At 34.1% G+C, this 25476-nt stretch carries 23 protein-coding genes, 2 tRNA genes and 1 pseudogene; 10 read left to right on the top strand and 16 right to left on the bottom strand.

The features are described from left to right. Window positions 1-133: 133 nt before the first annotated feature. The 15 genes from BMY39_RS10835 to BMY39_RS10765 form a co-directional block, all read right to left on the bottom strand. Window positions 134-1300, bottom strand: a complete 1167-nt coding sequence (locus BMY39_RS10835) for an alginate lyase family protein (protein WP_092579521.1) — start codon at window positions 1298-1300, stop codon at window positions 134-136. 4 nt (window positions 1301-1304) lie between these two features. After that, window positions 1305-3716, bottom strand: coding sequence for a glycoside hydrolase family 2 protein (locus BMY39_RS10830; RefSeq protein ID WP_245738265.1), 2412 nt, complete (start codon window positions 3714-3716; stop codon window positions 1305-1307). Window positions 3717-3782: 66 nt separating this feature from the next. Then, a complete protein-coding gene (locus tag BMY39_RS10825; protein ID WP_177176587.1) occupies window positions 3783-5087 on the bottom strand; it encodes a TRAP transporter large permease in 1305 nt (434 codons plus the stop codon). Window positions 5088-5089: 2 nt separating this feature from the next. Continuing rightward, on the bottom strand, window positions 5090-5581 hold the full coding sequence (locus BMY39_RS10820; protein WP_092579519.1) for a TRAP transporter small permease: 492 nt from the start codon (window positions 5579-5581) through the stop codon (window positions 5090-5092). Between the two features lie 2 nt (window positions 5582-5583). Beyond that, window positions 5584-6555, bottom strand: coding sequence for a TRAP transporter substrate-binding protein (locus tag BMY39_RS10815; RefSeq protein WP_245738263.1), 972 nt, complete (start codon window positions 6553-6555; stop codon window positions 5584-5586). A 2-nt stretch (window positions 6556-6557) separates the two neighbouring features. Further along, window positions 6558-7970, bottom strand: coding sequence for a glucuronate isomerase (gene uxaC / locus BMY39_RS10810; RefSeq protein WP_092579517.1), 1413 nt, complete (start codon window positions 7968-7970; stop codon window positions 6558-6560). An 8-nt stretch (window positions 7971-7978) separates the two neighbouring features. After that, window positions 7979-9157: a DUF4861 family protein gene (locus BMY39_RS10805; RefSeq protein ID WP_092579515.1), complete on the bottom strand. Its 1179-nt coding sequence runs from the start codon at window positions 9155-9157 to the stop codon at window positions 7979-7981. Between the two features lie 2 nt (window positions 9158-9159). Next, a complete protein-coding gene (locus BMY39_RS10800; protein WP_092579510.1) occupies window positions 9160-9954 on the bottom strand; it encodes a gluconate 5-dehydrogenase in 795 nt (264 codons plus the stop codon). A 3-nt stretch (window positions 9955-9957) separates the two neighbouring features. After that, window positions 9958-10800 carry a 5-dehydro-4-deoxy-D-glucuronate isomerase gene (gene kduI / locus BMY39_RS10795; protein WP_092579508.1) on the bottom strand — a complete coding sequence of 281 codons (843 nt, stop codon included), beginning with the start codon at window positions 10798-10800 and terminating at the stop codon, window positions 9958-9960. Window positions 10801-10816: 16 nt separating this feature from the next. Then, window positions 10817-11992, bottom strand: a complete 1176-nt coding sequence (uxuA, locus tag BMY39_RS10790; RefSeq protein ID WP_092579506.1) for a mannonate dehydratase — start codon at window positions 11990-11992, stop codon at window positions 10817-10819. Window positions 11993-12010: 18 nt separating this feature from the next. After that, window positions 12011-12862, bottom strand: a complete 852-nt coding sequence (locus BMY39_RS10785) for an SDR family oxidoreductase (RefSeq protein WP_262490334.1) — start codon at window positions 12860-12862, stop codon at window positions 12011-12013. A 235-nt stretch (window positions 12863-13097) separates the two neighbouring features. Continuing rightward, window positions 13098-14099, bottom strand: a complete 1002-nt coding sequence (locus BMY39_RS10780; protein ID WP_092579503.1) for a GntR family transcriptional regulator — start codon at window positions 14097-14099, stop codon at window positions 13098-13100. Window positions 14100-14790: 691 nt separating this feature from the next. Further along, a tRNA-Pro gene (locus BMY39_RS10775) sits at window positions 14791-14865 on the bottom strand. 94 nt (window positions 14866-14959) lie between these two features. Further along, window positions 14960-15940, bottom strand: coding sequence for a thioredoxin-disulfide reductase (gene trxB / locus BMY39_RS10770; protein WP_092579501.1), 981 nt, complete (start codon window positions 15938-15940; stop codon window positions 14960-14962). A gap of 236 nt (window positions 15941-16176) precedes the next feature. Next, the gene (locus BMY39_RS10765; RefSeq protein ID WP_092579499.1) at window positions 16177-16533 is read right to left on the bottom strand and encodes an SOS response-associated peptidase family protein; all 357 of its coding nucleotides are present in this window, start codon (window positions 16531-16533) and stop codon (window positions 16177-16179) included. A gap of 213 nt (window positions 16534-16746) precedes the next feature. On the opposite strand from BMY39_RS10765, the pseudogene BMY39_RS10760 reads away from it, so the two are divergent. From BMY39_RS10760 to BMY39_RS10750, 3 genes and pseudogenes are all read left to right on the top strand, one after another. Continuing rightward, window positions 16747-16881: pseudogene (locus BMY39_RS10760) on the top strand (DUF4130 domain-containing protein); the annotation flags it as partial. A 112-nt stretch (window positions 16882-16993) separates the two neighbouring features. Then, a complete protein-coding gene (locus tag BMY39_RS10755; protein WP_092579497.1) occupies window positions 16994-17470 on the top strand; it encodes a hypothetical protein in 477 nt (158 codons plus the stop codon). A gap of 59 nt (window positions 17471-17529) precedes the next feature. Further along, complete coding sequence (locus BMY39_RS10750) at window positions 17530-18492, top strand: D-2-hydroxyacid dehydrogenase (protein WP_092579495.1); 963 nt, start codon at window positions 17530-17532, stop codon at window positions 18490-18492. Window positions 18493-18524: 32 nt separating this feature from the next. On the opposite strand, the gene BMY39_RS10745 is transcribed toward BMY39_RS10750, so the two are convergent. Beyond that, window positions 18525-18599: transfer RNA gene (locus BMY39_RS10745), tRNA-Pro, on the bottom strand. Between the two features lie 119 nt (window positions 18600-18718). Here BMY39_RS10745 and BMY39_RS10740 point away from each other — a divergent pair. From BMY39_RS10740 to BMY39_RS10710, 7 genes are all read left to right on the top strand, one after another. After that, window positions 18719-20866: a TonB-dependent receptor family protein gene (locus BMY39_RS10740; RefSeq protein WP_143064768.1), complete on the top strand. Its 2148-nt coding sequence runs from the start codon at window positions 18719-18721 to the stop codon at window positions 20864-20866. 29 nt (window positions 20867-20895) lie between these two features. After that, on the top strand, window positions 20896-22023 hold the full coding sequence (locus tag BMY39_RS10735; RefSeq protein WP_092580249.1) for a PQQ-dependent sugar dehydrogenase: 1128 nt from the start codon (window positions 20896-20898) through the stop codon (window positions 22021-22023). 9 nt (window positions 22024-22032) lie between these two features. After that, a complete protein-coding gene (locus BMY39_RS10730; RefSeq protein WP_092579491.1) occupies window positions 22033-22437 on the top strand; it encodes a c-type cytochrome in 405 nt (134 codons plus the stop codon). 68 nt (window positions 22438-22505) lie between these two features. After that, entirely contained in the window at window positions 22506-23111 is a 606-nt protein-coding gene (gene udk, locus BMY39_RS10725) for a uridine kinase (RefSeq protein ID WP_092579489.1), read from the top strand. Continuing rightward, window positions 23112-23441, top strand: coding sequence for an FtsB family cell division protein (locus BMY39_RS10720; RefSeq protein ID WP_092579487.1), 330 nt, complete (start codon window positions 23112-23114; stop codon window positions 23439-23441). Next, window positions 23434-24801, top strand: a complete 1368-nt coding sequence (locus BMY39_RS10715) for a methylmalonyl-CoA mutase subunit beta (RefSeq protein ID WP_092579485.1) — start codon at window positions 23434-23436, stop codon at window positions 24799-24801. The genes BMY39_RS10720 and BMY39_RS10715 overlap by 8 nt, the downstream gene beginning before the upstream one ends. 5 nt (window positions 24802-24806) lie before the next feature. Continuing rightward, a complete protein-coding gene (locus BMY39_RS10710; RefSeq protein ID WP_092579483.1) occupies window positions 24807-25475 on the top strand; it encodes a hypothetical protein in 669 nt (222 codons plus the stop codon). Window position 25476: the final 1 nt, after the last annotated feature.

The raw sequence follows: 25476 nt of genomic DNA, 5'->3' as shown, positions 1-25476 counted from the left end.
ACAGCATATAATTAATCTTTGTTTTAATATCATTTTATAATTTCTTTTATTCCAAATATTACCGGTTTGGATAAACACCTATACCTTAACTATCGCCACATTTAATTACATTTAAAATACTTAAATTTAACGGTTATTTCTTAATCCACAATAACGGATATCTTACAGGCATATTACGAAGTATTTCTGCTTTATTTGGAATTTCTGATAATTTCTGCCAAAGAAATAAATACTCTTGGTTATTTAAAGCAAACCCACCAAAAATGAGAGCCGGGTGTTTTGTTGGCCAATCTTCCCAATACATAACATCCTTGTTATAAGGCCATTTACTTTTATCTTCAAGGTAAGGGTACAAGAATTCTAATCCACGCTTTAAACTCTTATCATCATAAGTGGCGTAAAAAAATAAATTATCGTTTTTTGTAGATAAAATTTGAGCTAAACTGCACATAGCATCTAAGTTAAAAATGGAATATCCATAGGGCTTGGTGCGCGCTAACTCTTTTGGAAAACTCCCATTTACCGCCATTTGTTCTGGTAAAAGTTTTTCCTTAAATAACGTCTTACAAAAATCAATCTGTTCTTGGTTATCAACAAGTTGAGCAAAAGCTGCTACCTGCAATGCCCAACATGTACTATGATTGTTGCCATTGTCTCTCTCCTTAATGCCATATTTATGAGTCGTTAGCCATTTTAAATATTGGGAAAACCAAACTTTTATAGCACTTACTTCTTTTGAAGAATACAACCCAGAATCTTCCAAAACCTTAAATGCTAGTGCAACTTCTATTAAATGAATAGTATCTATAATTCCGATACCTCTCCCTGTTACCCTTCCTTTTATTGCTTGGGCATATAAAAGATGTGGATTCATTTTTGTAGATTCATCAACGAACCATGCATTTAAATGCTTAAAAAGGTGGCGAAGATACTTGTTCTCTTTATTTATAAGATAGGCTGAAGCTAAGGCTCCCGAAATTTGACTAAACCTTATCATAGATTTTCTATGTGCCACAAAATTATCTGGGTTTGACAACCCGTCCTTTCTTATATATGCACTATCTGGATATTTTGGGTTGGGCCACCAATAATCACCTTCGGAATAAAAATCATTTATTGTACCAGCACTTCTTGTTGAAACATCTGCTGTGATAGTAATTGGCTCTAGTTTTAAAAAATATTCTGCCTCTTTTATAACCTTTTCTTCTACTTGATTTTGAACAAATTCAACATCTGATGGTTGATTTGAACAAGAGAGGCTCAAAAAAAAACATAAATGGTATATATACTTTAATTTCATTCAGCTAATCTATATTTAAATATGTCCCTTTGAAGCTTTGATTGAGTACCATAACTTGTAGCAACTCTGATTTAGAATATCGTTTTACTTCAATTGAGGCTTGACCATTAGCCATTTCAATAATTTCACTACCTCTAGGTGTACCTTGACTAACTATTGCTTCTCCTCCACTTAAACATTGGAAGTAGACCCTTTTTTCATAATCTAAACATCTAAGTCCTTTGCTGTCTATAGCTGTAGCTGTGATTAGATAATTACCGTTATCTAACTCTTCATATTCTAGTTTTAAAGCTCTTGCCTTTCCGTTTTTTACATATCTATAATTCACAGTAAGTACATCTTCAACTTCATTACCCTCTTTCGTCTTACCTATGGCTTTTAATGTGTTTTCTCCTTCATAAAAATTCAAATTCCAATTTAAACCAGCTGCAGGAAATTTTAAAGTATTTCGCTTTTTAGTTCCTAAACTTGTTCCATTTAAAAACAATTCCACCTCAGGGCAATTACTATAAACGCTTAATTCTCGAGATTTACCTTTAGGACCTTGACGCTCAGTCCAAGTATGCGACTCAATATAAGTAAATGGCTTATCACTCCAGTAACTCTTAAAAACATAAAAAGCATCTTTAGGTTTTCCTGTTCTATCTACCAAGCCTTTCTGATTCATATATGGGATGGCATTTTCTGGACGTAATGGTGTGCCAAAATCTTTAAATGCCCATTGTATGTTACCAACAAATGTGGAATCGCTCTCTGAGATACGCAAATGCCAATCGAATAAATCCACTATGTAATTTTCACTCCAATCTCCTATTTGGGCTATGTTAGCCACATCGGTTTGAACTATAGCTTCCTCCCATCCATCAGATTGAATTTTGCCCTCACCAGTTATTGGATTTTCTGTATGTCTTCCTAAATGGCTTGACCCTCCATATTCTGCATGTAAAAAATGTGGGTATTCCTTTTTATATTGATCTATAGCTTTTTGGTAACTTTTATAGCTGCCTGAATACCATCCTGACCAAATGGAAGGCGAAAACACATCCACAATATCGGCGCCCTCATAATACTTTCTAATGGCCGTTTTCCTTGTTGGGTCTAATTCATGTGCGTAATCATGAAACTCTTTTAAAAATGCGTTAATTTTTTCAGGGTTATCTCCACCTTCAAAATCTGGCAACCAATAAATTTCATTTCCTAGAGACCATAAGATTATACTGGGATGATTGTAATTCTGTTCAATAATTTCTTTAAGCATAGTTTTGGTATTAGTTTTCCAAATATCATTACCTAAACCACCACGGCACCATGGAAGTTCGTCCCAAACCAATAAACCAAGTTCATCACAAGCCTTATAAATCTCAGGATCTTGAGGATAGTGTGCTAAACGTACAAAATTAGCCCCCATTTCTTTTATGAGTTCCATATCTGCTCTATGCTGTTCATTACTCATAGCCGCACCAACACCAGCGTGTTCCTCGTGCCTATGCGTTCCTCTTAGCAGCAAGCGTTTGCCATTTAAATAAAATGCCCCATAATCCTTAAACTCGAACCAACGAAACCCTACTTGTTCTGAAATTTCGTCAAGTACTTTCTCATTTTGCAATAACTGTAATTTAAACGTGTAAAGATTCGGATTTTCGGTATCCCATAACTCAATATCTTTTAATTCGTTGAAGCTAAATTCTAAATCAGAATTAGCGAACTCTTTTGTTTGTGATTGAATTTCTGTTCCATTTGAATCCAATAAAATTGCTTTCACCGAAGCTATATCATCGGAATTGATGATTTCGAAAGTAGCATTTAAATTGGCATTTTCTTTTGAAATATTAGGTGTGGTAATTTTTAAATTAGCCAAGTGTCGTATGGGAAATGTTTCTAACCAAACATCCCTTGTTATACCTCCGAAAATAAAAAAATCACTTTTTTGGGATGGTATTACTTCTGGATTGTAACTATTGTCAACCCTTACCAATATTTCATTAGTTCCAGTAGAAATAGCATCGGTGATATCTACATTAAAACCTATATAGCCTCCAATATGTCCCCCAACTTTTGAACCGTTAACATAGACTTCACTTGTAATATTTACACCTTCAAAGTACAGTTGATAAATTTGATTGGCTACAATTGTTGAAATTTCTAATTCTTTTTTATACCAACTCCCAGTTCGTCTATAACCTGGAGTAATATCCGTAGCATCCAAAGCGTTCCAAGTATGAGGCAAATTGATACTTTGCCAATTATCTTGTTTTAAAGCCTCATTAATATCCGAAGTGTTATTTTCTAAATAGAGCCAACCCTTATTTATATTTTCCTTGCTACGCTCTGCCGCATCTATTTCTAATTTATTACAAGAGGTAAAAAATAGAATTGTCAATACAATCATTAATAAAACTTCTGATCTATTAGACATGTTAATGCGGTATATTTAAAATTACAAAGATTCCTTAAAGAGCATTCTACGGCTAAGTATTTCAGATTACAAATCAAATAATCTTGGTAAATACATAGAAATCTCTGGAATATAGGTTATAAGTAATAGAACAAGCACCATAATTAGTAAAAATGGTAATAATGGTTTTACAACTTGCGATACTGAAACATTGGCGATTCCACTACCAACGAATAAAATCGTCCCTACTGGTGGCGTACATAAACCAATACATAAATTTAGTACTAAAACGATGCCAAAATGTACTGGATGCATACCCAAAGCAACTACAACCGGTAAAAAAATAGGTGTAAATATTAATACTGCAGGCGTCATATCCATAAAGGTTCCTATAATTAATAACACCAAATTAATCACTAGAAATATTACGATTTTATTACTGAATTGCTCCAACAAAAACCCACTAATTAGCTCTGGGATACCCTCAAAAGAAAACAACCAAGACATTGCCATAGATGTACATATTAAAAACATCACAACAGCAGTCGTTTTTGCACTTGTTAATAAAATATCTGGAAAATCTTTAGTAGTTATATCGCCATAAACCAAGGCTAAAACTGCAGCATATAAGACCGCTATAGCTGACGCTTCAGTAGCGGTAAAAATACCTGCTACTATACCTCCTACTACAATAACTAACAATAAGAGACTAAAAAATGCTTTTCTAAAATATGTCCAAATTAATGATAATGGCACACGACTTCCTTTAGCAAATTTTCTAGTTATGGCCACAAATGCTATATAACCCATAATAGCAATTCCTAGTAAAATACCTGGTAAATACCCCGCAATAAATAATGCCGCAACGGAAGCAGCACCGCCACTTGCTAAAGCGTAAACGATTAAAATATTACTTGGTGGAATTAATAACCCCGTTGTAGATGATGTGATATTAACAGAAGCACAAAATTCTCTTGGATAGCCTTCTTCCTCCATTCTATCAGTCATGATACTCCCAATGGCAGATGTTGCGGCAATTGCAGAACCAGATATAGCTCCGAATAACATCGAAGCTAATACATTTACATACGCTAGTCCTCCGGGTAAACTTGCTACTAAAGACTTTGCAAAATTTATGAGTCGATTTGCTATACCTCCACGTTTCATAATTTCTCCAGCCAATACAAAAAATGGTATCGCCAACAATGCGAAACTATCAATCCCTGTTGTCATTCGTTGGGCTATTGTAGTTAATCCTGGCATTTTATCAATATTCAACAATAAACTTATGGTTGTTGATATGCCAATACTATACGCTACTGGAACTTTAAGCATTAACAGCGTGAAAAAACTTGCAAATAATACAATAATACTAATTACTTCTATACTCATGATTATTCGGTTATTTCGTTAGCTTTTATTTTAAACATGTGATATACTGAGAACCACATAATCAATAATCCACTTATGGGTAAAATGATATAAATATATCCTAAAGGAATACGAAGTGTTCCAGATAGCTGACCTAAATGCAAGGTTGTATAAACAAGGTTAAACCCTCCTATAACCATAACAATTAGTGCAAACGCAAAAACACATATTTCAATAAAAATCAACACTTTTATTCTAGTTTTAGGAGAGAATTTTTGATACAAAAAATCCATTGATAAATGCAGGCGTTTGGCGTTTAAATACGCTGCGCCTAAAATTGACATCCATATTAAAGAAAAGCGCGCTAATTCTTCAGTAAACGCAAATGAAGTATTTAAAATGTATCTGGAAAATACTTGCCCCAAAACATCAATAACCAAAAGCCCAAAAATAAAAACCAAGAAAATCTCCATGATTCTACAGGCTTTATTAAAAATAATATCTGCTATTTTCATAATTATTGATTTTTGATTCTATTAATCAAATCAATCATTTCTGGATGCTCTTCCATAAAGGATTCTAAAACAGATTTTGATTGTTCTTGAAATAATGATTTATCAGGTATGATTATCTCTACACCTGCTTTTTTTGCTATTGCCATAGATTCTTCCACAGATTCATTCCAGAACCTTTTTTGAGCTTGCACAGATTCGTCCATAGCTTCTTGAACCCATTGCTTCTCCTCTTCTGTAAGTTTATCCCAATATTTGGTTCCAATTAACAAAACATCGGGTACGGAAGAATGTTGATCCAAGGTATAATACTTACTAACTTCATAATGATTTGATGACACGAAAGAAGGCGGGTTATTCTCTGCACCATCCACCACGCCTTGTTGTATAGCGGTGTATAATTCTCCGTAGGCCATTGGAGTTGCCGATCCTCCCATAGCATTCACCATATTAATAGCCATTTGATTATTCATTACTCTAATCTTTAAGCCTTTTAAATCTTCTGGAGTTCTTATTGCTTTGTTAGATGTATAAAAGCTTCTGCTCCCTGCATCATAATACCCTAACCCTCTTAACCAAAATTTACTTCCTTTTTCTAAAATAGATTTTCCCACTTCGCCTTCTAAAACATCAAACTGATGTTGTTTATCTCTAAACAAATAAGGTATCCCCAACACATGATATTCAGGCACAAAATTAGATAGCGTAGCCGCACTAACTTTAGTAATAGCTACACTTCCGATTTGCAGAAGTTCAAGAACTTCACGCTCTGAACCTAACTGCCCATCGGGAAATATCTTAACATTCATTTTACCACCAGACTTTTCCTTTAGTGCTTTCTTAAACTCTAAAATACCCTTATGAACAGGGTGTCCTTGAGGCAAAGTGTGTGCTAGATATAGAGTTTGTGTATCCGATTTCTTTTCACATGACATAAATGCAAAAGCTATAATACAGACTAAAATAAATTGTTTCATAATTATTTTGTTTTAAAACTAAAATAGTTTTTAGCATTATAGTAGCAGATATCTTGAACCATTTTACCTAAAAACTCGATGTCGTTCGGTATGAGTCCTTGCTTCACATCTTCACCTAAAAGATTACATAAAATGCGCCTAAAATATTCGTGACGCGGAAACGATAAAAAGCTTCGACTATCTGTAAGCATACCTACAAACCTGCTTAATAATCCCATATTAGAAAGGCAATTAATTTGCTTTTCCATGCCATCCTTTTGATCTAAGAACCACCAACCTGAGCCCCATTGCATTTTACCAGGATATTGGGCGTTTTGAAAATTTCCCATCATGGTCGCAAAGGTTTCATTTTGAGCAGGATTTAAATTATACGTTATGGTTTTTGCTAATTGATTAGATTCATTTAGCGTGTTTAAAAACTTAGAAAGCCCTTCAATAATTGGAAAATCTCCAATAGAATCGCACCCCGCATCTAAGCCAACTATATTTTGCAATCTCGTGTTATTATTTCGAATTACACCTAAATGATACTGCTGTACCCATCCTTTTTCATGATATTTTCTTCCTAAGTATAATGAAAGATATGTTTTATATTTTTCAACTTCTACGTTATTTAAATGCTCCCCATTTAAAAACTTGTTGAAAATTGAATTAACCTCATCTTCAGTATGTTCTGCAAACGTAAAGGCACCACTTATTCCATAATCTGATAATCTGCAACCATTATCATGAAAAAAGTCGATCCTTTTATCAATTGCCTTCAAAAACGATTCAAAATCATTGATTTTGAAACCAACACAACCAATTAATTTTTCAATATAAACTAAAGAGTTTCCATTTAACATCTGAAGCATGCTATCTGGCCTAAATGTTGGAAACACTTTTGTAAAAAAACCTTTTTCGGCGATTTCTTGATGGTATTTTAAATCATCTATAGGATCATCAGTAGTACAAACTACCTCTACTTTTAAATCTTCTAAAAGTTGTGCAGGTGTTTTATTTTCTAAAATAGCATTGGCCTTCTCATAAATCTCCTCTGCCGTATCTGGATGCAGCAAATTATCAATATCAAAATAGCGTTTCAGCTCTAAATGAGTCCAGTGGAATAATGGATTTCTAATAGTCTTCGGCACGGTTTCGGCCCATTTTAAGAATTTCTCTTTATGAGAAGTGGCCGAACCTGTTATAAATATTTCGTCAATTCCGTTTGCTCGCATAGCGCGCCATTTGTAATGATCGCCATTAAGCCATGCTTCTGTAATATTTTTTAAAGGTTGATCTTCGGCTATTAATTGTGGTGATAAATGATTATGATAATCTATAATAGGCAAATCTTTAGCATATTTATGATATAAGGTTTCAGCCACATCAGACTGCAAAACAAAATTATCAGTAATAAAATTGGTTGATTTCATTTATTAATCTAATTATAGACTACTATTAAAGGGTTATTTAATTTTTTTGAAAAACTTTCTAAATAAGTATTCCATGACTTTTTTGAGGTGAACTCTCCTGCTTTTTCCCAACCAAATCCAGCATAATAAGTTGCTATGCCATTATTAACTTTTACTTCAGCAAAAAGGTTACTTCGGTCTTTTAAAGGGGTATCATATAAAGTTGCAGATATGAAGCTTCCCTTTGGAACTACAATGGCTGTACCCAATTGAGAATCTTCATGTGGTTGCCAATACGACACCCAACCCGAGTCTTGATTTTGCGTATCTACTCCATCTTTTTCGTGAAGTGTTAAACCCACATGAACGCTTTCACTTCCAGAAAGTGCTACTTCAAACTTTGACAAGTTATTACCATAATCTAAAGATATATGTTTGGTTTCTGAAATCGTCTTGCCATTAGCATCCCAATTGGCATATTCTAAAACAAAACTAGTTCGAATAGGCCCTGTTGTAATGGTTTTCCAAGTTGTGAAATTTTTTGAAAAATGATAGACTGAATCTGACTTTATAGCTATACCTCCAACACCACGAGATACACCAACATGAAAATTATCTAAACCCTCTCCTTTATCTTTATGATATGCGCCCTTTTCTTTTTGATCTTCGGCATACCATTTATTAATTATTGGATATTCAACACGCTTTAACCAAGCATCAATGCCACTAGAAAGCGTTCCACCTTTAATTGAATCTTCTACCATTTTTTGGGCTGTTGGCCCGAAAGTTCTGAATCCAACTTTATTGTTTTCCCAAGCATAATCATCGGTTCTTTCCGGAACAAATCTTGAGTAACAATAGTCTACCGTTTCTGGTTTTTGCGATTCATCAACAACGAGAAGCTCATATTGCTTCGAGCTATTGGCTTCAATTTCTGGTTGAAACAATAACATATCTACCTTTCCATCTTCATCGGTATCTACAAATTGAGACACTACAATAGTATTGGTCTTTAAATCTTTTACCGACAAGTTTTCAAAAGCTTCACCTCCAGTTAATGTTAAATCAGAAGCGTTGATTTCTATTGTTTCAAAAGAACGCGCTATATCTAAAGAATTCTCAATAGTTATTACATGCTCCTTTGCTTGACCGCATCCAAAAAAACACAGTAGTACGCTCAGGGCTGAAAACAGAGTTACTTTTTTCATAATTAATCTTCGTTTGAAGGTTTTCCAATAGTTGCCAAAATACCACCATCAACATAAACTACTTGACCATTTACAAAGTCACTAGCTTTTGATGATAAAAATATTGCTGCACCGGCTAAATCGTCTGGATCTCCCCATTTGGCAGCGGGTGTTCTGTTTATAATAAAATCGTTAAATGGATGGCCATCCACACGAATTGGAGCTGTTTGTGAAGTTGCAAAGTATCCCGGACCAATACCATTTACTTGAATATTATGTTTTGCCCATTCGGTAGCCATATTTTGAGTCAACATTTTTAATCCACCTTTAGCCGCGGCATAAGCGCCAACACTATTTCGACCCAACTCACTCATCATAGAGCAAATATTAATTACTTTACCCGACTTACGCTTAATCATACCCGGCACCACGTGTTTTGATACTATAAACGGACTTACCAAATCGATATCAATAACTTGCTTGAAGTCTTCAACCTCCATTTCAATAAGTGGTGTACGCTTAATAATACCGGCATTATTTATTAAAATATCTATTTGTCCGACCTCTTCCTGAATTTTTGAAATGGCAGCAACAACCTCATCTTCATTGGCGACATTAAACTTGTAGCCCACAGCATTAATACCTTCACTCTTATATTGGGCAACCGCCTTATCGATTTTATCTTGAGATGAATTACCATTTACAATAATTGTAGCACCTGCTAAACCCAAACCTCTGGCCATGGCCATACCTAAACCATGTGTACTTCCTGTTACTAAGGCATTTTTCCCTTTAACATCAAACAATGATAGACTCATAACTTATCTTAATTCATTTATTTTAGCAACATCCATATCGCCATAATCTAAATTTTCACCTGCCATTCCCCATATAAAAGAATAGCTACTTGTTCCTGAACCAGAGTGAATTGACCATGGTGGTGAAATTACTGCTTGGTTATTTCCCATCCAAATATGTCGTGTTTCTTGGGGCTGCCCCATAAAATGACATACTGCTTGGCCTTCTGGAATTTCAAAATAAAAATAAACTTCCATTCGTCTGTCGTGTACATGGGCAGGCATGGTATTCCACGAACTACCTGATTTTAAAGTGGTCATTCCCATTTGCAATTGGCAAACATCAACAACACTGTTTACAATATACTTTCTTAAAGTACGTGCATTTGCAGTTTCAGGAGCACCTAGCTCTATAACTTCAACATCATTAATTCCAATTTTCTTATTAGGGTATGCTTTATTAGCAGGTGTTGAATTAATATAAAACAAGGCAGGATCAGTGGCTGATTTACTGGCAAAAGTTAAATCTCTATTTCCTTGACCTACATATAATGCCTCTCTATGTTCTAAAACATATTCTACACCATCAACATTAACAGTTCCAGCAGCTCCTATATTAATAATACCTAGTTCTCTTCTTTCCAAAAAATAGTCGGCTTTTAAAGGATCTATAACTTCCAATTTCAATGCAGTTTTTGTTGGAACTGCACTACCGGAGATAAATCTGTCATAATGAGAGTATACTAAAACAATTTTATCCTCTTGCATTAAATTATCTATTAAAAACTCTTCTCTTAATTGCTTTGTATCATAGGATTTTACGCCTTGTGGACTTGATGCATATCTTGTTTCGTAATACGTTTTCATTGTTTTTATAATTTTATTATATCGTTTGTTTTAATCCAAATTCTAACCCTCTCAATTCTGCCAAACCGCGTAGTCTTCCTATACCAGAATACCCAGGGTTTGTTTTTTTATGTAAGTCATCAAGCATTTGATGGCCGTGATCTGGTCTTACAGGAATTGCAAAATCGGTATACCCATTTGCTTTTCTTCTCTTTTCTTCAATAAGAATTTCCTTTACAACGCTATACATATCTACATCACCATCGAGGTGATTGGCTTCATAAAAATTACCGTGCTCATCACGTTTTGTGCTTCTTAGGTGCAGGAAATGTACGCGATCGGAAAAACGCTTAAATATTTTCACCAAATCATTATCAGCCCTTACCCCCAAAGAGCCCGTACAGAATGTAATACCGTTAGCTCTATCTGGAACATTATTAAATAAATACGCATAATCCGCCTCTGTGCTTACTACTCTTGGCAGTCCTAAAATTGGATATGGTGGATCATCAGGGTGAATACACATAAGCACACCATTCTGTGAAGCCACTGGTATAATTTCTTTTAAAAACGATACTAAATTTTCTCTTAAGGTTTGGGCATCAATGCCTGCATAAGTATCTAAAATGGTTTGAAACTGCTCAAGCGTATAGCCTTCTTCTGCGCCAGGTAAACCTGCAATAATATTATTTACAAGTTCCGTTTTTTCAGCGTCTTTAAGTCCTTCAAAATATACTTTGGCCGATGCTTTTTGAGTATCGCTGTAACTATCTTCCGCCCCAGGGCGCTTTAATAAGAATAGCTCAAAGGCGGCAAATGCAACCACATCAAAACGTAAGGCTTTGGAGCCATCCTCTACTTCAAAATTTAAATCTGTTCGCGTCCAATCTAGTACTGGCATAAAATTGTAACACACTATATTTATTCCACATTTTGCTAGATTTTCAATGCTTTGTTTGTAATGTTCAATATAGGTTTTAAAATTCCCTGAACGGGTTTTAATATTTTCATGAACAGGAATACTTTCTACAACACTCCAGGTTAAACCGGCGTGCTCTATAATTTCTTTCCTCTTCGTAATTTCATCTATAGTCCATACTTCTCCGTTGGGAATATGATGTAGCGCAGATACAATTCCTGTTGCACCTGCTTGCTTTATATCTGATAAGGATACGGGATCGTTCGGTCCGTACCATCTCCAAGTTTGTTCCATTTAAAGTTATATTATAATTTATACGCCACTGTAAGCACTAAATCCACCATCTATTGGCACAACTACTCCTGTTACAAAAGAAGCACCTTCACCACACAACCACAATGTTGTTCCTACTAAATGCTCTGGCTCACCAAATTTACCCATTGGCGTTTGTTCTATAATTTGATTTCCCCTTGGCGTTAAACTTCCATCTTCATTAGTTAATAATGCCCTATTTTGCTCGGTTAAGAAAAACCCTGGGGCTAATGCATTTACTCGGATACCAACTTTTGAAAAATGAACAGCTAACCATTGCGTAAAGTTTGATACTGCCGCTTTCGCGCCACTGTAGGCCGGTATTTTTGTTAAAGGTGTAAACGCATTCATTGAGGAAACATTTAAAATACTGCAGCCCTCTCTACCAACCATATCTTGAGCAAAAATTTGTGTTGGCAAAAGTGTTCCAATAAAATTCAAGTTAAATACAAACTGAATACCACTAGCGTCTAAATCAAAAAATGTTTTAAACCCTTCGGTTTTATTTAGCAAATCTTCTGCTTGTAAAAAGGGGTTACTTGTAGTTCCTAAAGGGTGATTACCACCTGCTCCATTTATTAAAATATCACATTCCCCAAAAGCTTTATTTACTGTTTCTTTTGCTAACACTAAGGATTCCTTTTCTAAAACATTGGCTTTAACCCCTATAGCTGCACCTCCAGAACTATTAATTTTTTCAGCAACCTTAGCGGCTGCCTCTTTGTTTAAATCTAGTAAGGCTATTTTATTTCCTTCTTTAGCTAGGGCTTCAGCTATAGTGCTACAAAGCACGCCTCCTGCACCAGTCACTACAATTGTTTTACTCATAATTTTGGTTTGGTTATTAACGATATATTTCGTTTAAAACTTTATTCAATTACATGCTAGATAAATTAAAAATTTGAAAACAGAAAATTTACTATAATTTAAATTACAATTTTCTACAAACAATTTCTCTACAAGAATTGAGAAAAGCTAATTAAGCATTTTTGATAAAAATTTTTAACAAAACAAATATAGTGATGAAGACAATCGAATCTGTCCTGCTCCATCCTGATTAAAATACGCAAAATCTTTAAAAATAAAACTACAATGATTCTCTTAATACTAGACTAGTAGTCAAGTAAATTTGTATTGGTTCATTCGAAGAAATGAATTGCGCTACTTTTGCACCAAAATCCTTGAAATCTATCGAAATAACAGAAATGCCTTTATATGTAAATCGCTTTAAAGGCGTATCGTTATATGACAACACACCGATGTCCTTTCCTAATTCTAAGTTTTTCAAATTGCATTGCTCTAGAAGTGTATTCAATATACGATCATTTACACTTATATATGCCGTTTGTTTTTCAATATCTAGTTTTGAAGAGTTTCTACAAACTGCATGATTGAAGGAGTTTTCTATACAAAACTTATTAAAATAATCTACACTTTCATATGGATGATAGGTAAATTCAGGATATACAAATACAAGTTTCTTATACTTTCTAAGTGCTGATTTGGCATCCTGAAGACAAGAGTAAAAGGCTTTCCCAAAATCTTGAAAAACAAAATTTCTTGAAATCTTCAAATCCGCTTGCCAATCAATTAGCATCAATTTGTCCGCGTCTATTTTTGATAGAACTCGCTTAACCTCAGGGTGCTCAAAACCCATTACTATATATTTGTAATACTTCCCATTTTCATTATCCAACATCGCTTTGAAGCTCTTTATATTATAATGATGAAACTGCAAATCTACTATTACATTATCTGGCATATAACTCATAAAACTATGATAAAACACCTCTTTATACGCCTTAAACGTGCTAATTAATAATAGTATTTTCTTCTTGCTCTCACGAATATAGTAGCCCTTGTTGGGTGTAGCATTTATATATCCCTGCTTTTTGAGTAAAGTGTAAGCCTTGAAAACGGTGTCTCGAGATATTTTGTAGTCTTTGCTAAAGTTATTTATAGAAGGTAAACTATCACCTGATTTATATGCGTTTATCTCGATTGACTCTTTAAATGCATTTACAATCTTTTGGTATTTAGGAATGTTATTACCATCGATATCTCGCAAAATAATTCTTTCATCTACCATTTTTAGAAAATGTTAATATAACAATCTTCAATATCAATTGTATAGTTTAATGCTATACTGTATTGAACCACTTTTTCAAAAAAAAAGAAAAATAAAGAAATGTGTATCCTGTACTTTCTGAACTATAAACATTATGGTTTTTAATAATTAATGCCATAAGTATTCATAGTAAAATGATATCTATGCTTTACATCAATTAATAGGAAGCGAAGGTATCTTAAAATTTTAATTAGTAATTCGCAAAATTAATAGGTATTTCGTCTAAAGTTATTTATCTAAAACTTGCCTAGAAAAATGCGTTGTTCTCCATTTTTTCGAACAACTATACCTTTCGCATTAAGTTTCTTTGCTTCTAAACAGTATAATCTATTATATAAAAATATTCACTGTTAATTTTAAATCACTGAGACTTATGTCCAGTGATTTTTATGTGATCTATTTCTAATTCCTTAAAGAAAGGACTATTGAACTTTTCAAATCCCCACTGGTAACGAAAAAAAGGTTGCTTTATATCTATATTCTAAAGATAACGTTATTAACTTCTAAAAGCACTCTTTAATTTAGAAATTTATTTCATATTGGAAGTTCCTAGTGAATATGCTCCTTGATGAGTACAAAAAAACCAGTAAAATAACATTTTACTGGTTTTCATCAGTTTACATATTAAAAGTTTCTTTTAACATCCTAGCTGTCGGGATGACAGGATTTGAACCTGCGACCACACGGCCCCCAGCCGTGTACGCTAACCGGACTGCGCCACATCCCGTTTAAGAAATAGTTTTCAAAGAAAACATATTTTAATAAAATACAAAAGCCAAAGACATAAAACTTTGGCTTACGTATTATATGCTATTCAACTACTAATTATAAGTTGATGTAGACACTTCAAAAGTGGCATCTTTAGCTGCCAAATAGCGTTCTGCGTCTAAGGCCGCCATACAACCTGTTCCTGCTGCAGTTACTGCTTGCCTATACACATGGTCTGCTGCGTCTCCTGAAACAAACACACCTTCTACGTTGGTTTTTGATGTTCCTGGAATGTTTACAATATACCCTGTTTGGTCTAACTCTAAATAGTCTTTAAAAATATCGGTGTTTGGCTTATGGCCAATAGCTACAAAAAATCCTGTAGCTGGTATCTCGTGTTTTTCATTTGTTTTATTATTAAACACGCGCACTCCTGTAACCACTTGTCCGTCTCCTAAAACCTCATCAGTTTCAGTATTGAATAAAATCTCAATGTTCTCCGTATTTCTAACACGAGCTTCCATAATTTTTGAAGCCCTAAACTCATCGCGCCTCACCAACATCGTCACTTTTTTACACAGCTTAGATAAGTAGTGTGCTTCCTCACAAGCTGAATCTCCAGCGCCAACTATCACAACTTCCTGATTTCTGTAAAAGAATCCATCACAAACAGCACAAGCAGAAACACCTCCCCCTAATTTTAAATATTTTTGTTCAGAATCCAATCCTAAATATTTTGCAGATGCACCCGTTGAAATAATAACTGTATCTGCATGAATTTCTTTTTCATCATTCACCCATACTTTATGAACATCGCCTGAAAAATCTACTTTGGTAATCCAACCATTACGTACATCTGTTTCAAAACGTTCTGCTTGGGCTTGTAATTGCAACATCATTTCTGGTCCTGTAACCCCATCTGGGTAACCTGGAAAATTCTCAACTTCATTGGTTGTTGTTAATTGCCCTCCTGGTTGAGAACCTTGGTATAGTATAGGCTTCATATTGGCTCTTGCCGCATAAATTGCAGCAGTGTAGCCCGCTGGTCCAGAACCAATAATCAAACATTTTACTCTTTCTATATCTTCTGCCATAATCTTATTAATTTAGTAGAACAAAAGTATAGTTTTTGATGAAATCCTTACGCAGAAGTTATTAACAGTTCTTATATGTTCATCAACTTAAACTATAAAAAAAATCACAATGTTGAGAGACTTAAAGTAAAACGCTAATACATCTATCTCTGAAACTGTTGATAGTATTCGCTGCACAAGCAAGAGTCCCTTGTTTAAAATTTTCTATGATAAAATAATTGTACTAAAATATTGTGCTAAATCGAAAATGGAATAGACAGCGATTTATAATCGGTTGGATCTTGAAAAGATTCAAATAGTATTTCTTTTTTATAAAATTCTCTCACAACCGGATGAGATGAAAAATATAAGTCTTGGTAATCGTCGTATTCGGTTGCTAAAAGTGATTTATAGTCGTGAGATAACCAAATTCTGTATTTCTCAGGACTAATAACCAAGGGCATCTTATTACTTATGTTATGGTGTTTAGCAGCCTTAGCATTAATTGTAGTTAAGAGCAAACTACAAGTTATAAAGCCATCATGGGTAATATTATATATACCTGCTATTGCAAACGGCTTTTTAGATTTTGGATAGGTGTAAAACGGATAAATTCACCCTTTATATAGGTAAGTTAAAAAAAATCCTGATACAATAATAACGCATCTTCTGGTTAAGGAATATTTATCGGAATCATTAATGTCTTTTACGTCCATGTGCAATGTGTTTTGTGTTTCATTTTAACATAAGCTCCTTATAATTTTTATAACTTTAACCATTCAGATTTTCCAAATCTACCCCTTCTCTTTAAACAACGCTCTACTCCAGAAGAACACCAATACGAAGCCCTTTGGAAAGCCTTCTTTAAGAGTGCCAATATTGAAGAGCGTGTTAATACAGCTTTACACATTAAACATGTACCCAAACGTTATTGGAAATACCTAAGTAAAAAGCAGCCTTAATTGCGTGTTATAAATATCTATTATTTTAAAAATCAATAGGTTTGCATCATTTTTTAAAATGAACGTATTCCTTTTTTTCGTAAATTGTTGTAAACCAAAATAACTAAATACTATGAATACAAATGCTTACTTTACGCTAATGTTGCTCATTGTTTTTACTGCATGCAACAAGTCAAATCCCAAAACAACCACTGTAACCCTTGAAGAAGAACAAGAAAACATATCGCCAATTATTGGTGTATGGGAGCGCACGAGTTTTTATAATTATGATGAGAACGGAAAAGTTGTGGATAGTTTTGCCTCTAACGAAACCAATAGGCACATTAAAATATTTACGCCTACAAAAGTAATGTGGTGCAGAAACATATCTACCGACTCTACGGAATGGTTTGGCTATGGCAACTACACGTTAACAGATAGCCTTTTAACTGAAACTTTAGAATACGGCTCTTTAGAAATGAGCAAATATATTTCTAAAAACCCCGCATTTGTTTTTCATTATGATTTAGAGGATAATAAATACAGTCAAATTATGATAGACTCTGAAGGACATCCTTTATTTGCTGAGAATTATGTTCGAATAGAATAAGGTTTGAATACATTTTTTTGCTTCTTAAATAGTATCTTTATGTTTGAAATTAAAACAATATGAAGATTGTAGTTTTAGATGGCCATACCTTAAACCCAGGTGATTTGAACTGGGAGGGGCTGCAACATTTTGGAGATATTACGGTTTACGATAGAACCCCATATAACAACAAGGATATTATTGCGCATATTGCTGATGCGGAAGTTGTTTTTACAAATAAAACACCTATAAATAAAGAAATTCTCAGTAGCACGCCTTCCTTAAGATATATTGGCGTATTAGCTACAGGATACAATATTGTAGATATTGAAGCTGCAAAGAATAATGGTATAACGGTAACGAACGTACCAGATTACAGCTCTAAATCTGTGGCGCAATTTACAATGGCATTAATTTTAGAATTATGTCATCATATAGGTGCTCACCATCAAGCTGTAAGGCAGGGTGATTGGATAAAAAGTAATGATTTTTCATTTTGGAATTATCCATTGATTGAACTAGCTGAAAAAAAATTAGGTATAATAGGCTTTGGTAAAATTGGTAAAGCTACTGCGAAATTAGCACAAGCTTTCGGAATGAAAATATTAGTGTATAATAGAACTACGTATACCGATTTTGAAAATGACAGTTTGAAGTTTGTAGAGCTAGAAGATGTATTCAAAAATTCTGATTTTATTAGTTTACATTGTCCATTAACGTCAAAAACCGAGGGTTTGATTAATAAGTCCTCCCTTGATATAATGAAAACTAGTGCGTTCTTAATCAACACATCAAGAGGGCCATTAATAGTTGAAAAGGATTTAGCCGAAGCTCTAAATAATAAAAAGCTTGCTGGCGCTGCAGTTGATGTGATTTCTGAAGAACCAATGAAAGAAGGCAACCCATTACTCAATGCTCAAAATTGTATTATTACGCCACATATAGCTTGGGCGCCTAAGGAAGCACGTCAACGTTTGATGGATATAACAATAGAAAACTTGAAAGCATTTTTGGAGGGTAACCCACAAAATATTGTAAACTAAAAAAGACTTTTCATTTCATGAAAAGTCTTTTGTCGGGGTGGCAGGATTCGAACCTGCGACCTCCGCGTCCCAAACGCGGCGCGATAACCGGGCTACGCTACACCCCGAATTGCTTATCTAAGCGGATGCAAATATACTTCTTTTAATCAGTTCTTAAATAATTTTTTAAGAAAAATTTAGGGATACAAAACTTTTGGGTTTTTAACAAAACATCTACTTTGCATGGGTGAAAAAGAAACTATTTATCTTCTTGGTATTTTCAGCACTAAATACGCAAATGCACTATTCTCAAAACAAGGGAATAAATACCATAAATGATAGTATTGGTTCTAAAAAAAACACTAAACTACTTCAAAAAAAGCCCTCAATTTTAAAAGAGGTTATTGTTAACGCCAACCATTTACCAACACAATTAAAAGCATCTACTTCAAGCACTGCACTTATCTCTACCAAAGCTATTGAACGTGGCAATAACATCAATATAAACGAAGCATTGAACAGAGTTTCAGGAGTGTTTATGCAAACTGGAGCGCTAAATACTAATCGTATTACAATACGTGGTGTGGGCTCAAGAAATTTATTTGGGACCTCTAAAATAAGAGCATATTTTAAAGATATTCCACTTACTAATGGCAGTGGTGAAACAAGTTTGGAAGATTTTGAACTAGGTGCGATATCTAGAATAGAAATTACCAAAGGTGCTACATCTAGCATTTATGGAGCAGGACTGGGAGGCGTAATTCAACTATTACCTAAAACTTCTAATTTCAATAATGCAAATGTTCAAAACGAAACTACCATAGGCTCTTTTGGGTTATTCAAAAATTTGTCTCAGTTGAATTACGGAACTTCAAGAAACAACCTAAAACTAGTTTTCAGTTCTACACAAAGTGATGGATTTAGAGCCAATAACAACTACAAAAGAGATGCACTAACGCTTAATTCTAATCATAAATTAGACGCAAAAAACGAGCTTTCTATTCTCGGTGTTTTTTCAGATTTAAAAGCTTTTATTCCAAGTTCTTTAAACGAAACTGACTTTAGAAACAATCCAGAGTCGGCTGCATTTGCGTGGAAAGCTTCACGGGGGTTTGAAGATACTAAACGAGGTGTATTAGGCATTACTCTACAACACAATTTCAATGAAAATGTTTCTCAAAACACCAGTATTTTTATGTCTTTCAGAAATTCATACGAGCCACGACCATTTAATATTTTAGATGAATCCGTATTTGGCTATGGCTTTAGGCATCGCGTTGTTGGCAATATTAAAATTAACAACAAAATATTAAATTGGATAGGTGGATTAGAAGTTTTTAAGGACACTTATAAACATGAAACCTTCGAAAATCTATATCAGAATTTTTCAGATGGAAATGGCAGTGTTCAAGGTGATGCATTGACTAACTTCAAAGAAAAAAGACAGTATTATAATCTATTTTTTGAAAGTAGATATAATATTTCTACTAAAACTGATATTGTTTTAGGTATAAATTACAACCGAACATCCTATGATCTTGAGGATAGATTTCCTGTTTCAAATTCAAATATTGACGAATCTGGGAACTTTAAATATGATGGGGTATTGTCTCCAAAAATTGGAATTTTGCAGCGTGTGAGCAGTACTTCTAATCTCTATGCAAATATTAGCCATGGCTTTTCACCACTATCCTTAGAAGAAACCTTGAGGCCTGATGGCCAAATAAACACCAACTTAAACCCGGAAACAGGTTGGAATTTTGAAATTGGCGTGAAAGGTACAGGCATTACTAACAGATTGCAATACAATGTTTCTATTTACCGTTTGGCTATAAAAAATCTTTTGGTAGCTAGACGTACAGCTGAAGATGAATTTATTGGTATAAACGCAGGAAGAACAAACCATGACGGTTTAGAAATGGATTGGACGTATGCAATCTTTAATTCCGAGCAACTGCAAATTTCCACCTTTGGGAGCTACTCGTTAAACTTATATAAATTCAAAGATTTTGTTGATGAAGATAAAGATTACTCGGGCAATGACGTTACTGGCGTGCCATCCAATATTTTAAATTTAGGGTTTGATTTCAACTCTAAGTCAGGTTTTTATGGTAACCTCAACTTTCAATATGTTGGTAAAATGCCAATAACGGACAGCAATAGCTTATACAGTGAAAACTATAATATTTCAAATGCAAAATTTGGATATCAAAACACATTAACTCCTAGATTAAGACTCAATATCTTTTTGGGTATCAACAATATATTTAATATGGCTTATGCCTCTCAAATTTTAATAAATGCTAGTAGTTTTGGTGGTAATGCACCACGATATTTTTACCCAGGCAATCCTTTAAATTATTATTCAGGTGCCTCCTTAAATTATTCTTTTTAATGTATCTTTATACCAATAAATCAATGAAAATGAAACAGTTCACTTTGCTTCTAGCAGTTCTACTAATTTCTTTCTACTCTTGCGCACAGCAAGAACCTTCAGAAATTTCAGCAGAAACACCTCTAAAAATAAATTATGTTACTGAGGTTATTGTGCCTGAATTGAATATTCCATGGGGTATGGAATTTTTACCTGACGGCAGCATCCTAATTACCGAAAAAACAGGAACACTTATACATTTTAAAGATGGCGTAAAAACTACTATTGAAGGCTTGCCTGAAGTTTACGTACGAGGTCAAGGAGGTTTAATGGATATAAAACTACATCCTGATTATGAAAATAATGGCTGGATATACTTTTCATACGGCTCTCCTGAAGGCGAGGACGAGGGTGGTAATACCGCTATTATTCGTGCGAAACTAAACGGGAATATACTTGCTGATGTGGAACACCTTTACAAAGGTGTGCCTAACACCAAAAAAGGACAACATTGGGGCTCTCGCATAGAATTTGACAAAGAGGGCTATTTGTATTTCTCAATTGGAGATAGAGGCAATCGCGACGTTAACCCGCAAGATATTACTCGAGATGGCGGTAAAATTTATAGGTTACATGCAGATGGCACTATTCCAAATGACAACCCTTTTGTTGATAATGCTGATGCTAAAAAAGCTATTTTTAGCTTCGGTCATCGCAATCCTCAAGGTATGGCAATGCATCCCGAAACTGGAAAAATTTGGGTTAATGAACACGGACCAAAAGGCGGGGATGAAATAAATGTTGTTGAAAAAGGCAACAACTACGGATGGCCAGTGATTTCTTATGGTATAAATTATAGTGGCACTAAGTTTACCGAAATTACCGAAAAAGAAGGCATGGAACAACCTTTGTTTTACTGGGTACCTTCTATTGCCCCAAGCGGAATGGCTTTTGTAACTTCAAGTAATTATCCGGATTGGAAAGACAGCGTATTGGTTGGTTCATTAAAATTTCTATATCTAGAACGTTTAGTGATTAAGGATAATAAAGTCTCCAAACGCGAAAAGCTATTTGAAGGTTTAGGTAGGTTTAGAAATATCAAACAAGCTCCTGATGGTTATTTATATGCAGGAGTTGAAGGCGTTGGCATCGTTAAGATTATTCCAGATTCATTTTAAACTCACATTATGAAAGTATTTTTATTTATTGTTTTAAGTGGCCTAATGACTTTTGGAGCTATAACTTTTTCTCAGCAGGATGAACTACAAGAAAGTATTTCTAGAGGGCAAGAGATTTACACAGATTTTTGTATAAACTGCCATATGGCTAATGGAGAAGGCGTTGAAAACACGTTTCCGCCACTAGCAAATTCTGATTATCTAAAAAACAATCAAGAAGCCAGTATCAGAGGTATAAAATATGGGCAAAAAGGGGAAATAACTGTAAATGGCGTTACTTATAATGGTAATATGGCGCCTATGGGTTTAAGTGATGATGAAGTTGCCGATGTTATGAATTTTATTAATAATAGTTGGGGTAATTCCATCAAGGGTATGGTTACGGAAGAACAGGTTACGGCCATAAAAAAATGATGTGAATTTCATCCTAATACTGATACATTTGCTAACTTTGTTTTTACCTTAAAAATCTCAAAAACGATATGTTGGTAATAGGAATTGCTGGAGGTACCGGATGCGGAAAAACTACAGTTGTAAATCAGCTTTTAAAAGAATTACCCGAAGGAGAAGTTGGGGTTATTTCTCAAGATTCATATTACAAGGACACTTCGCATTTGAGTTATGATGAACGTGTGAAAATTAATTTCGATCATCCCAGAAGTATCGATTTTGATTTATTAACGAAACACCTTAAAGCATTAAAACAAAACGAACCCGTACACCAACCTGTGTATTCTTTCGTTAAACATAATAGAACTGGTGATACCATTTTAACGCATCCCAGAAAAGTAATGATAGTTGAGGGTATTTTAATCCTTACAAATCCTGAACTTAGAGAGATGTTTGATATTAAAATATTTGTGCATGCCGATAGCGACGAACGTTTAATACGCCGTTTAAAACGTGATATTTCAGAACGTGGCAGAGATTTAGACGAAGTGTTAACGCGTTATAAAACCACACTAAAACCCATGCACGATCAATTTATAGAGCCTATGAAAGAGTATGCTGATATTATCATTCCAAATAATCACTACAATACTGTGGCGATAGATATTGTGCGCACCATAATTAATGAAAAACTATAAATGAAAAAAATTAATTTAAATCACCGTTTTTTAAAACCATTCAAGAATATCTATATTCTTATTTTGGTAGTTTTTGTGGTTTGGATGATTTTTTTCGATAGTAATTCTTATTTTATACACAATGAACTAAATACTGAAATTAGAGATTTAGAAACCGAAAAAGAATACTATAAAAAGAATAAGGAAAAAGATGATAAAGAGTTCAAAAAATTAAGCTCTCAAAAAGGTTTAGAGAAATTTGCTCGCGAAGAATACTACATGAAACGGGAAAACGAAGAAATTTTTATTATTGAGTATGAGGATAGCTTAAAAACTAAGGACAATGAGTGATACGTTATTTAATGAATTTGATCCCGTTTCCGCTAAACAATGGAAACAAAAAATACAAGCCGATTTAAAAGGGGCAGATTATAACGATACTTTGATTTGGACCAGCAACGAAGGCATACAAGTAAAGCCATTTTACCATACCGATGATTTTAATGAAGCTTTTAAAACTACTAAGACTAGCGCGAGCAACTTCAAAATTGGCGAAATTATATTTGCTTCAGATGCCAAAAAGGCAAATGCATTAGCCCTTTCAGCAGTTAATGATGGTGTAGAAAGCCTTAAATTTATTATTCCTTCAGAAGATATAGACTTTGATGTGTTATTGGATAACATAAATCTTGATGCAATTCCAGTACATTTTGAGTTTCACTTTCTATCAGTAGATACCATTAAAAAATCTATTTCAAAAAACTCAAAATCCAACATTTATATTACTACAGACATCATTGGAAATCTTGCAAAAAGTGGTAATTGGTTTTCAAGCTTCAGCGAAGATTTTTTAAAATTTGAAGGTGGCGTTAACTATTCCAATGCTTTTACTGTAGATATTGCGTTATATCAAAACGCAGGTGCTAATATAGTACAGCAATTGGCGTATGCCATGGCACATATTAATGAGTATTTTAATCACTTAGAAAACACTTCAAAAGAAAAAACTCCAACTATTGATGTTATTTTTAATGTGGCTGTTGGCTCCAATTATTTCTTTGAAATTGCAAAGCTAAGAGCATTAAGGCTACTCTTTAACACACTTGAAACTGAATATACTATAAATTATAACTGTAAAATAGCTGCAATACCAACAAAACGGAACAAAGCCATTTACGATTACAATACAAACATGTTGCGCACTACCACAGAATGCATGAGTGCCATTTTGGGAGGTGCCGATACCGTTTGTAATTTACCGTATGATGCCATATTCCATAAGGAAAATGATTTTGGTAGAAGAATTGCAAAAAACCAGTTGCTTGTTTTAAAACACGAAAGCTATTTTGGTGCAGTTGATAATCCTTCTGATGGGGCTTATTACATAGAAGCGCTTACGCAACAAATGGCCGATAAAGCATTAGCTTTGTTTAAGGACATTGAAGCAACAGGTGGCTTTTTAAAACAGCTAAAAGACGGCACAATTCAAAGAAAAATAAAGGAAAGTGCCACGAAAGAACAAGAACAGTTTAATGCGGCCAGTGAAGTAATTTTGGGCAGCAACAAGCACCCAAACACTACTGATAAAATGAAGGATAACTTAGAAATTTACCCGTTCCTTAAAACCAAAAAGAGAAAAACTTTAATAGAACCCATCATAGAAAAACGTGTAACAGAAACATTAGAACAAAAACGATTAAAAACCGAATAATCATTATGAAACTTAAATTTATTACATTTTTAGTGGTCATCACTTTATTTAGTTGTAAAAAACAAGCTGAAGAAAAAACTTTAGAAACTTATAAGTATGCTGATAAAGGAATTGTTTTAAACTGCGATAAATTTGATTTAAAATTGCTTAACGAGGCGCTTTTTTCTTTTGAAGATGACATATTGAAAGCCTACGGACAAAACAACCCTAACCTAACCCGCGCCTATTCGCAATTTGTACGAAATGCAATATATGGTCGTGTAAAATATGCTGATGTTGTGTCTCCACATTCGGCTCAAATTTTTGAAGTATTAAAATCTAGGTCAGAATTATGGTCAGTTGATAATCCAAGTACTAAGTTAAATTATAATAGCTCTGTTATTGAATGTATATCAAATAATATGCTGGATAAAAGTTTAAAAACCACATTTGATGCATTAATCGAAACAAATAGCATGAGCCCAAAATTATATGGTCCTGCATTACAATCTAATTATGGTGCAGCCATTAGAGATAAGTATTTGTCGGCTTACGTAGCCTTGGAGTTTTACTATGGAAAATTATTTGATGTAGATTTATCACAAGTTTCTGAAAAACCAGAACCACCAGTAGATTTTAATAAGGTACCGCCGCCAACACCACAAAATGACCCACATGCTGGACATAACCATTAAT

The organism is Hyunsoonleella jejuensis (assembly GCF_900111025.1).
GTDB classification, from domain to species: domain Bacteria; phylum Bacteroidota; class Bacteroidia; order Flavobacteriales; family Flavobacteriaceae; genus Jejuia; species Jejuia jejuensis.
Note: the sequence above shows the minus strand (reverse complement) of the source record. Positions and strands in the feature narration are given on the sequence as shown.

What these genes read in the sequence shown, in the direction of transcription:
- BMY39_RS10835 (WP_092579521.1), bottom strand. Translation starts at nt 1,300, where the DNA reads ATGAAATTAAAGTATATATACCATTTATGTTTTTTTTTGAGCCTCTCT.
- BMY39_RS10830 (WP_245738265.1), bottom strand. Translation starts at nt 3,716, where the DNA reads ATGTCTAATAGATCAGAAGTTTTATTAATGATTGTATTGACAATTCTA.
- BMY39_RS10825 (WP_177176587.1), bottom strand. Translation starts at nt 5,087, where the DNA reads ATGAGTATAGAAGTAATTAGTATTATTGTATTATTTGCAAGTTTTTTC.
- BMY39_RS10820 (WP_092579519.1), bottom strand. Translation starts at nt 5,581, where the DNA reads ATGAAAATAGCAGATATTATTTTTAATAAAGCCTGTAGAATCATGGAG.
- BMY39_RS10815 (WP_245738263.1), bottom strand. Translation starts at nt 6,555, where the DNA reads ATGAAACAATTTATTTTAGTCTGTATTATAGCTTTTGCATTTATGTCA.
- uxaC (WP_092579517.1), bottom strand. Translation starts at nt 7,970, where the DNA reads ATGAAATCAACCAATTTTATTACTGATAATTTTGTTTTGCAGTCTGAT.
- BMY39_RS10805 (WP_092579515.1), bottom strand. Translation starts at nt 9,157, where the DNA reads ATGAAAAAAGTAACTCTGTTTTCAGCCCTGAGCGTACTACTGTGTTTT.
- BMY39_RS10800 (WP_092579510.1), bottom strand. Translation starts at nt 9,954, where the DNA reads ATGAGTCTATCATTGTTTGATGTTAAAGGGAAAAATGCCTTAGTAACA.
- kduI (WP_092579508.1), bottom strand. Translation starts at nt 10,800, where the DNA reads ATGAAAACGTATTACGAAACAAGATATGCATCAAGTCCACAAGGCGTA.
- uxuA (WP_092579506.1), bottom strand. Translation starts at nt 11,992, where the DNA reads ATGGAACAAACTTGGAGATGGTACGGACCGAACGATCCCGTATCCTTA.
- BMY39_RS10780 (WP_092579503.1), bottom strand. Translation starts at nt 14,099, where the DNA reads ATGGTAGATGAAAGAATTATTTTGCGAGATATCGATGGTAATAACATT.
- trxB (WP_092579501.1), bottom strand. Translation starts at nt 15,940, where the DNA reads ATGGCAGAAGATATAGAAAGAGTAAAATGTTTGATTATTGGTTCTGGA.
- BMY39_RS10755 (WP_092579497.1), top strand. Translation starts at nt 16,994, where the DNA reads ATGAATACAAATGCTTACTTTACGCTAATGTTGCTCATTGTTTTTACT.
- BMY39_RS10750 (WP_092579495.1), top strand. Translation starts at nt 17,530, where the DNA reads ATGAAGATTGTAGTTTTAGATGGCCATACCTTAAACCCAGGTGATTTG.
- BMY39_RS10735 (WP_092580249.1), top strand. Translation starts at nt 20,896, where the DNA reads ATGAAACAGTTCACTTTGCTTCTAGCAGTTCTACTAATTTCTTTCTAC.
- BMY39_RS10730 (WP_092579491.1), top strand. Translation starts at nt 22,033, where the DNA reads ATGAAAGTATTTTTATTTATTGTTTTAAGTGGCCTAATGACTTTTGGA.
- udk (WP_092579489.1), top strand. Translation starts at nt 22,506, where the DNA reads ATGTTGGTAATAGGAATTGCTGGAGGTACCGGATGCGGAAAAACTACA.
- BMY39_RS10720 (WP_092579487.1), top strand. Translation starts at nt 23,112, where the DNA reads ATGAAAAAAATTAATTTAAATCACCGTTTTTTAAAACCATTCAAGAAT.
- BMY39_RS10715 (WP_092579485.1), top strand. Translation starts at nt 23,434, where the DNA reads ATGAGTGATACGTTATTTAATGAATTTGATCCCGTTTCCGCTAAACAA.
- BMY39_RS10710 (WP_092579483.1), top strand. Translation starts at nt 24,807, where the DNA reads ATGAAACTTAAATTTATTACATTTTTAGTGGTCATCACTTTATTTAGT.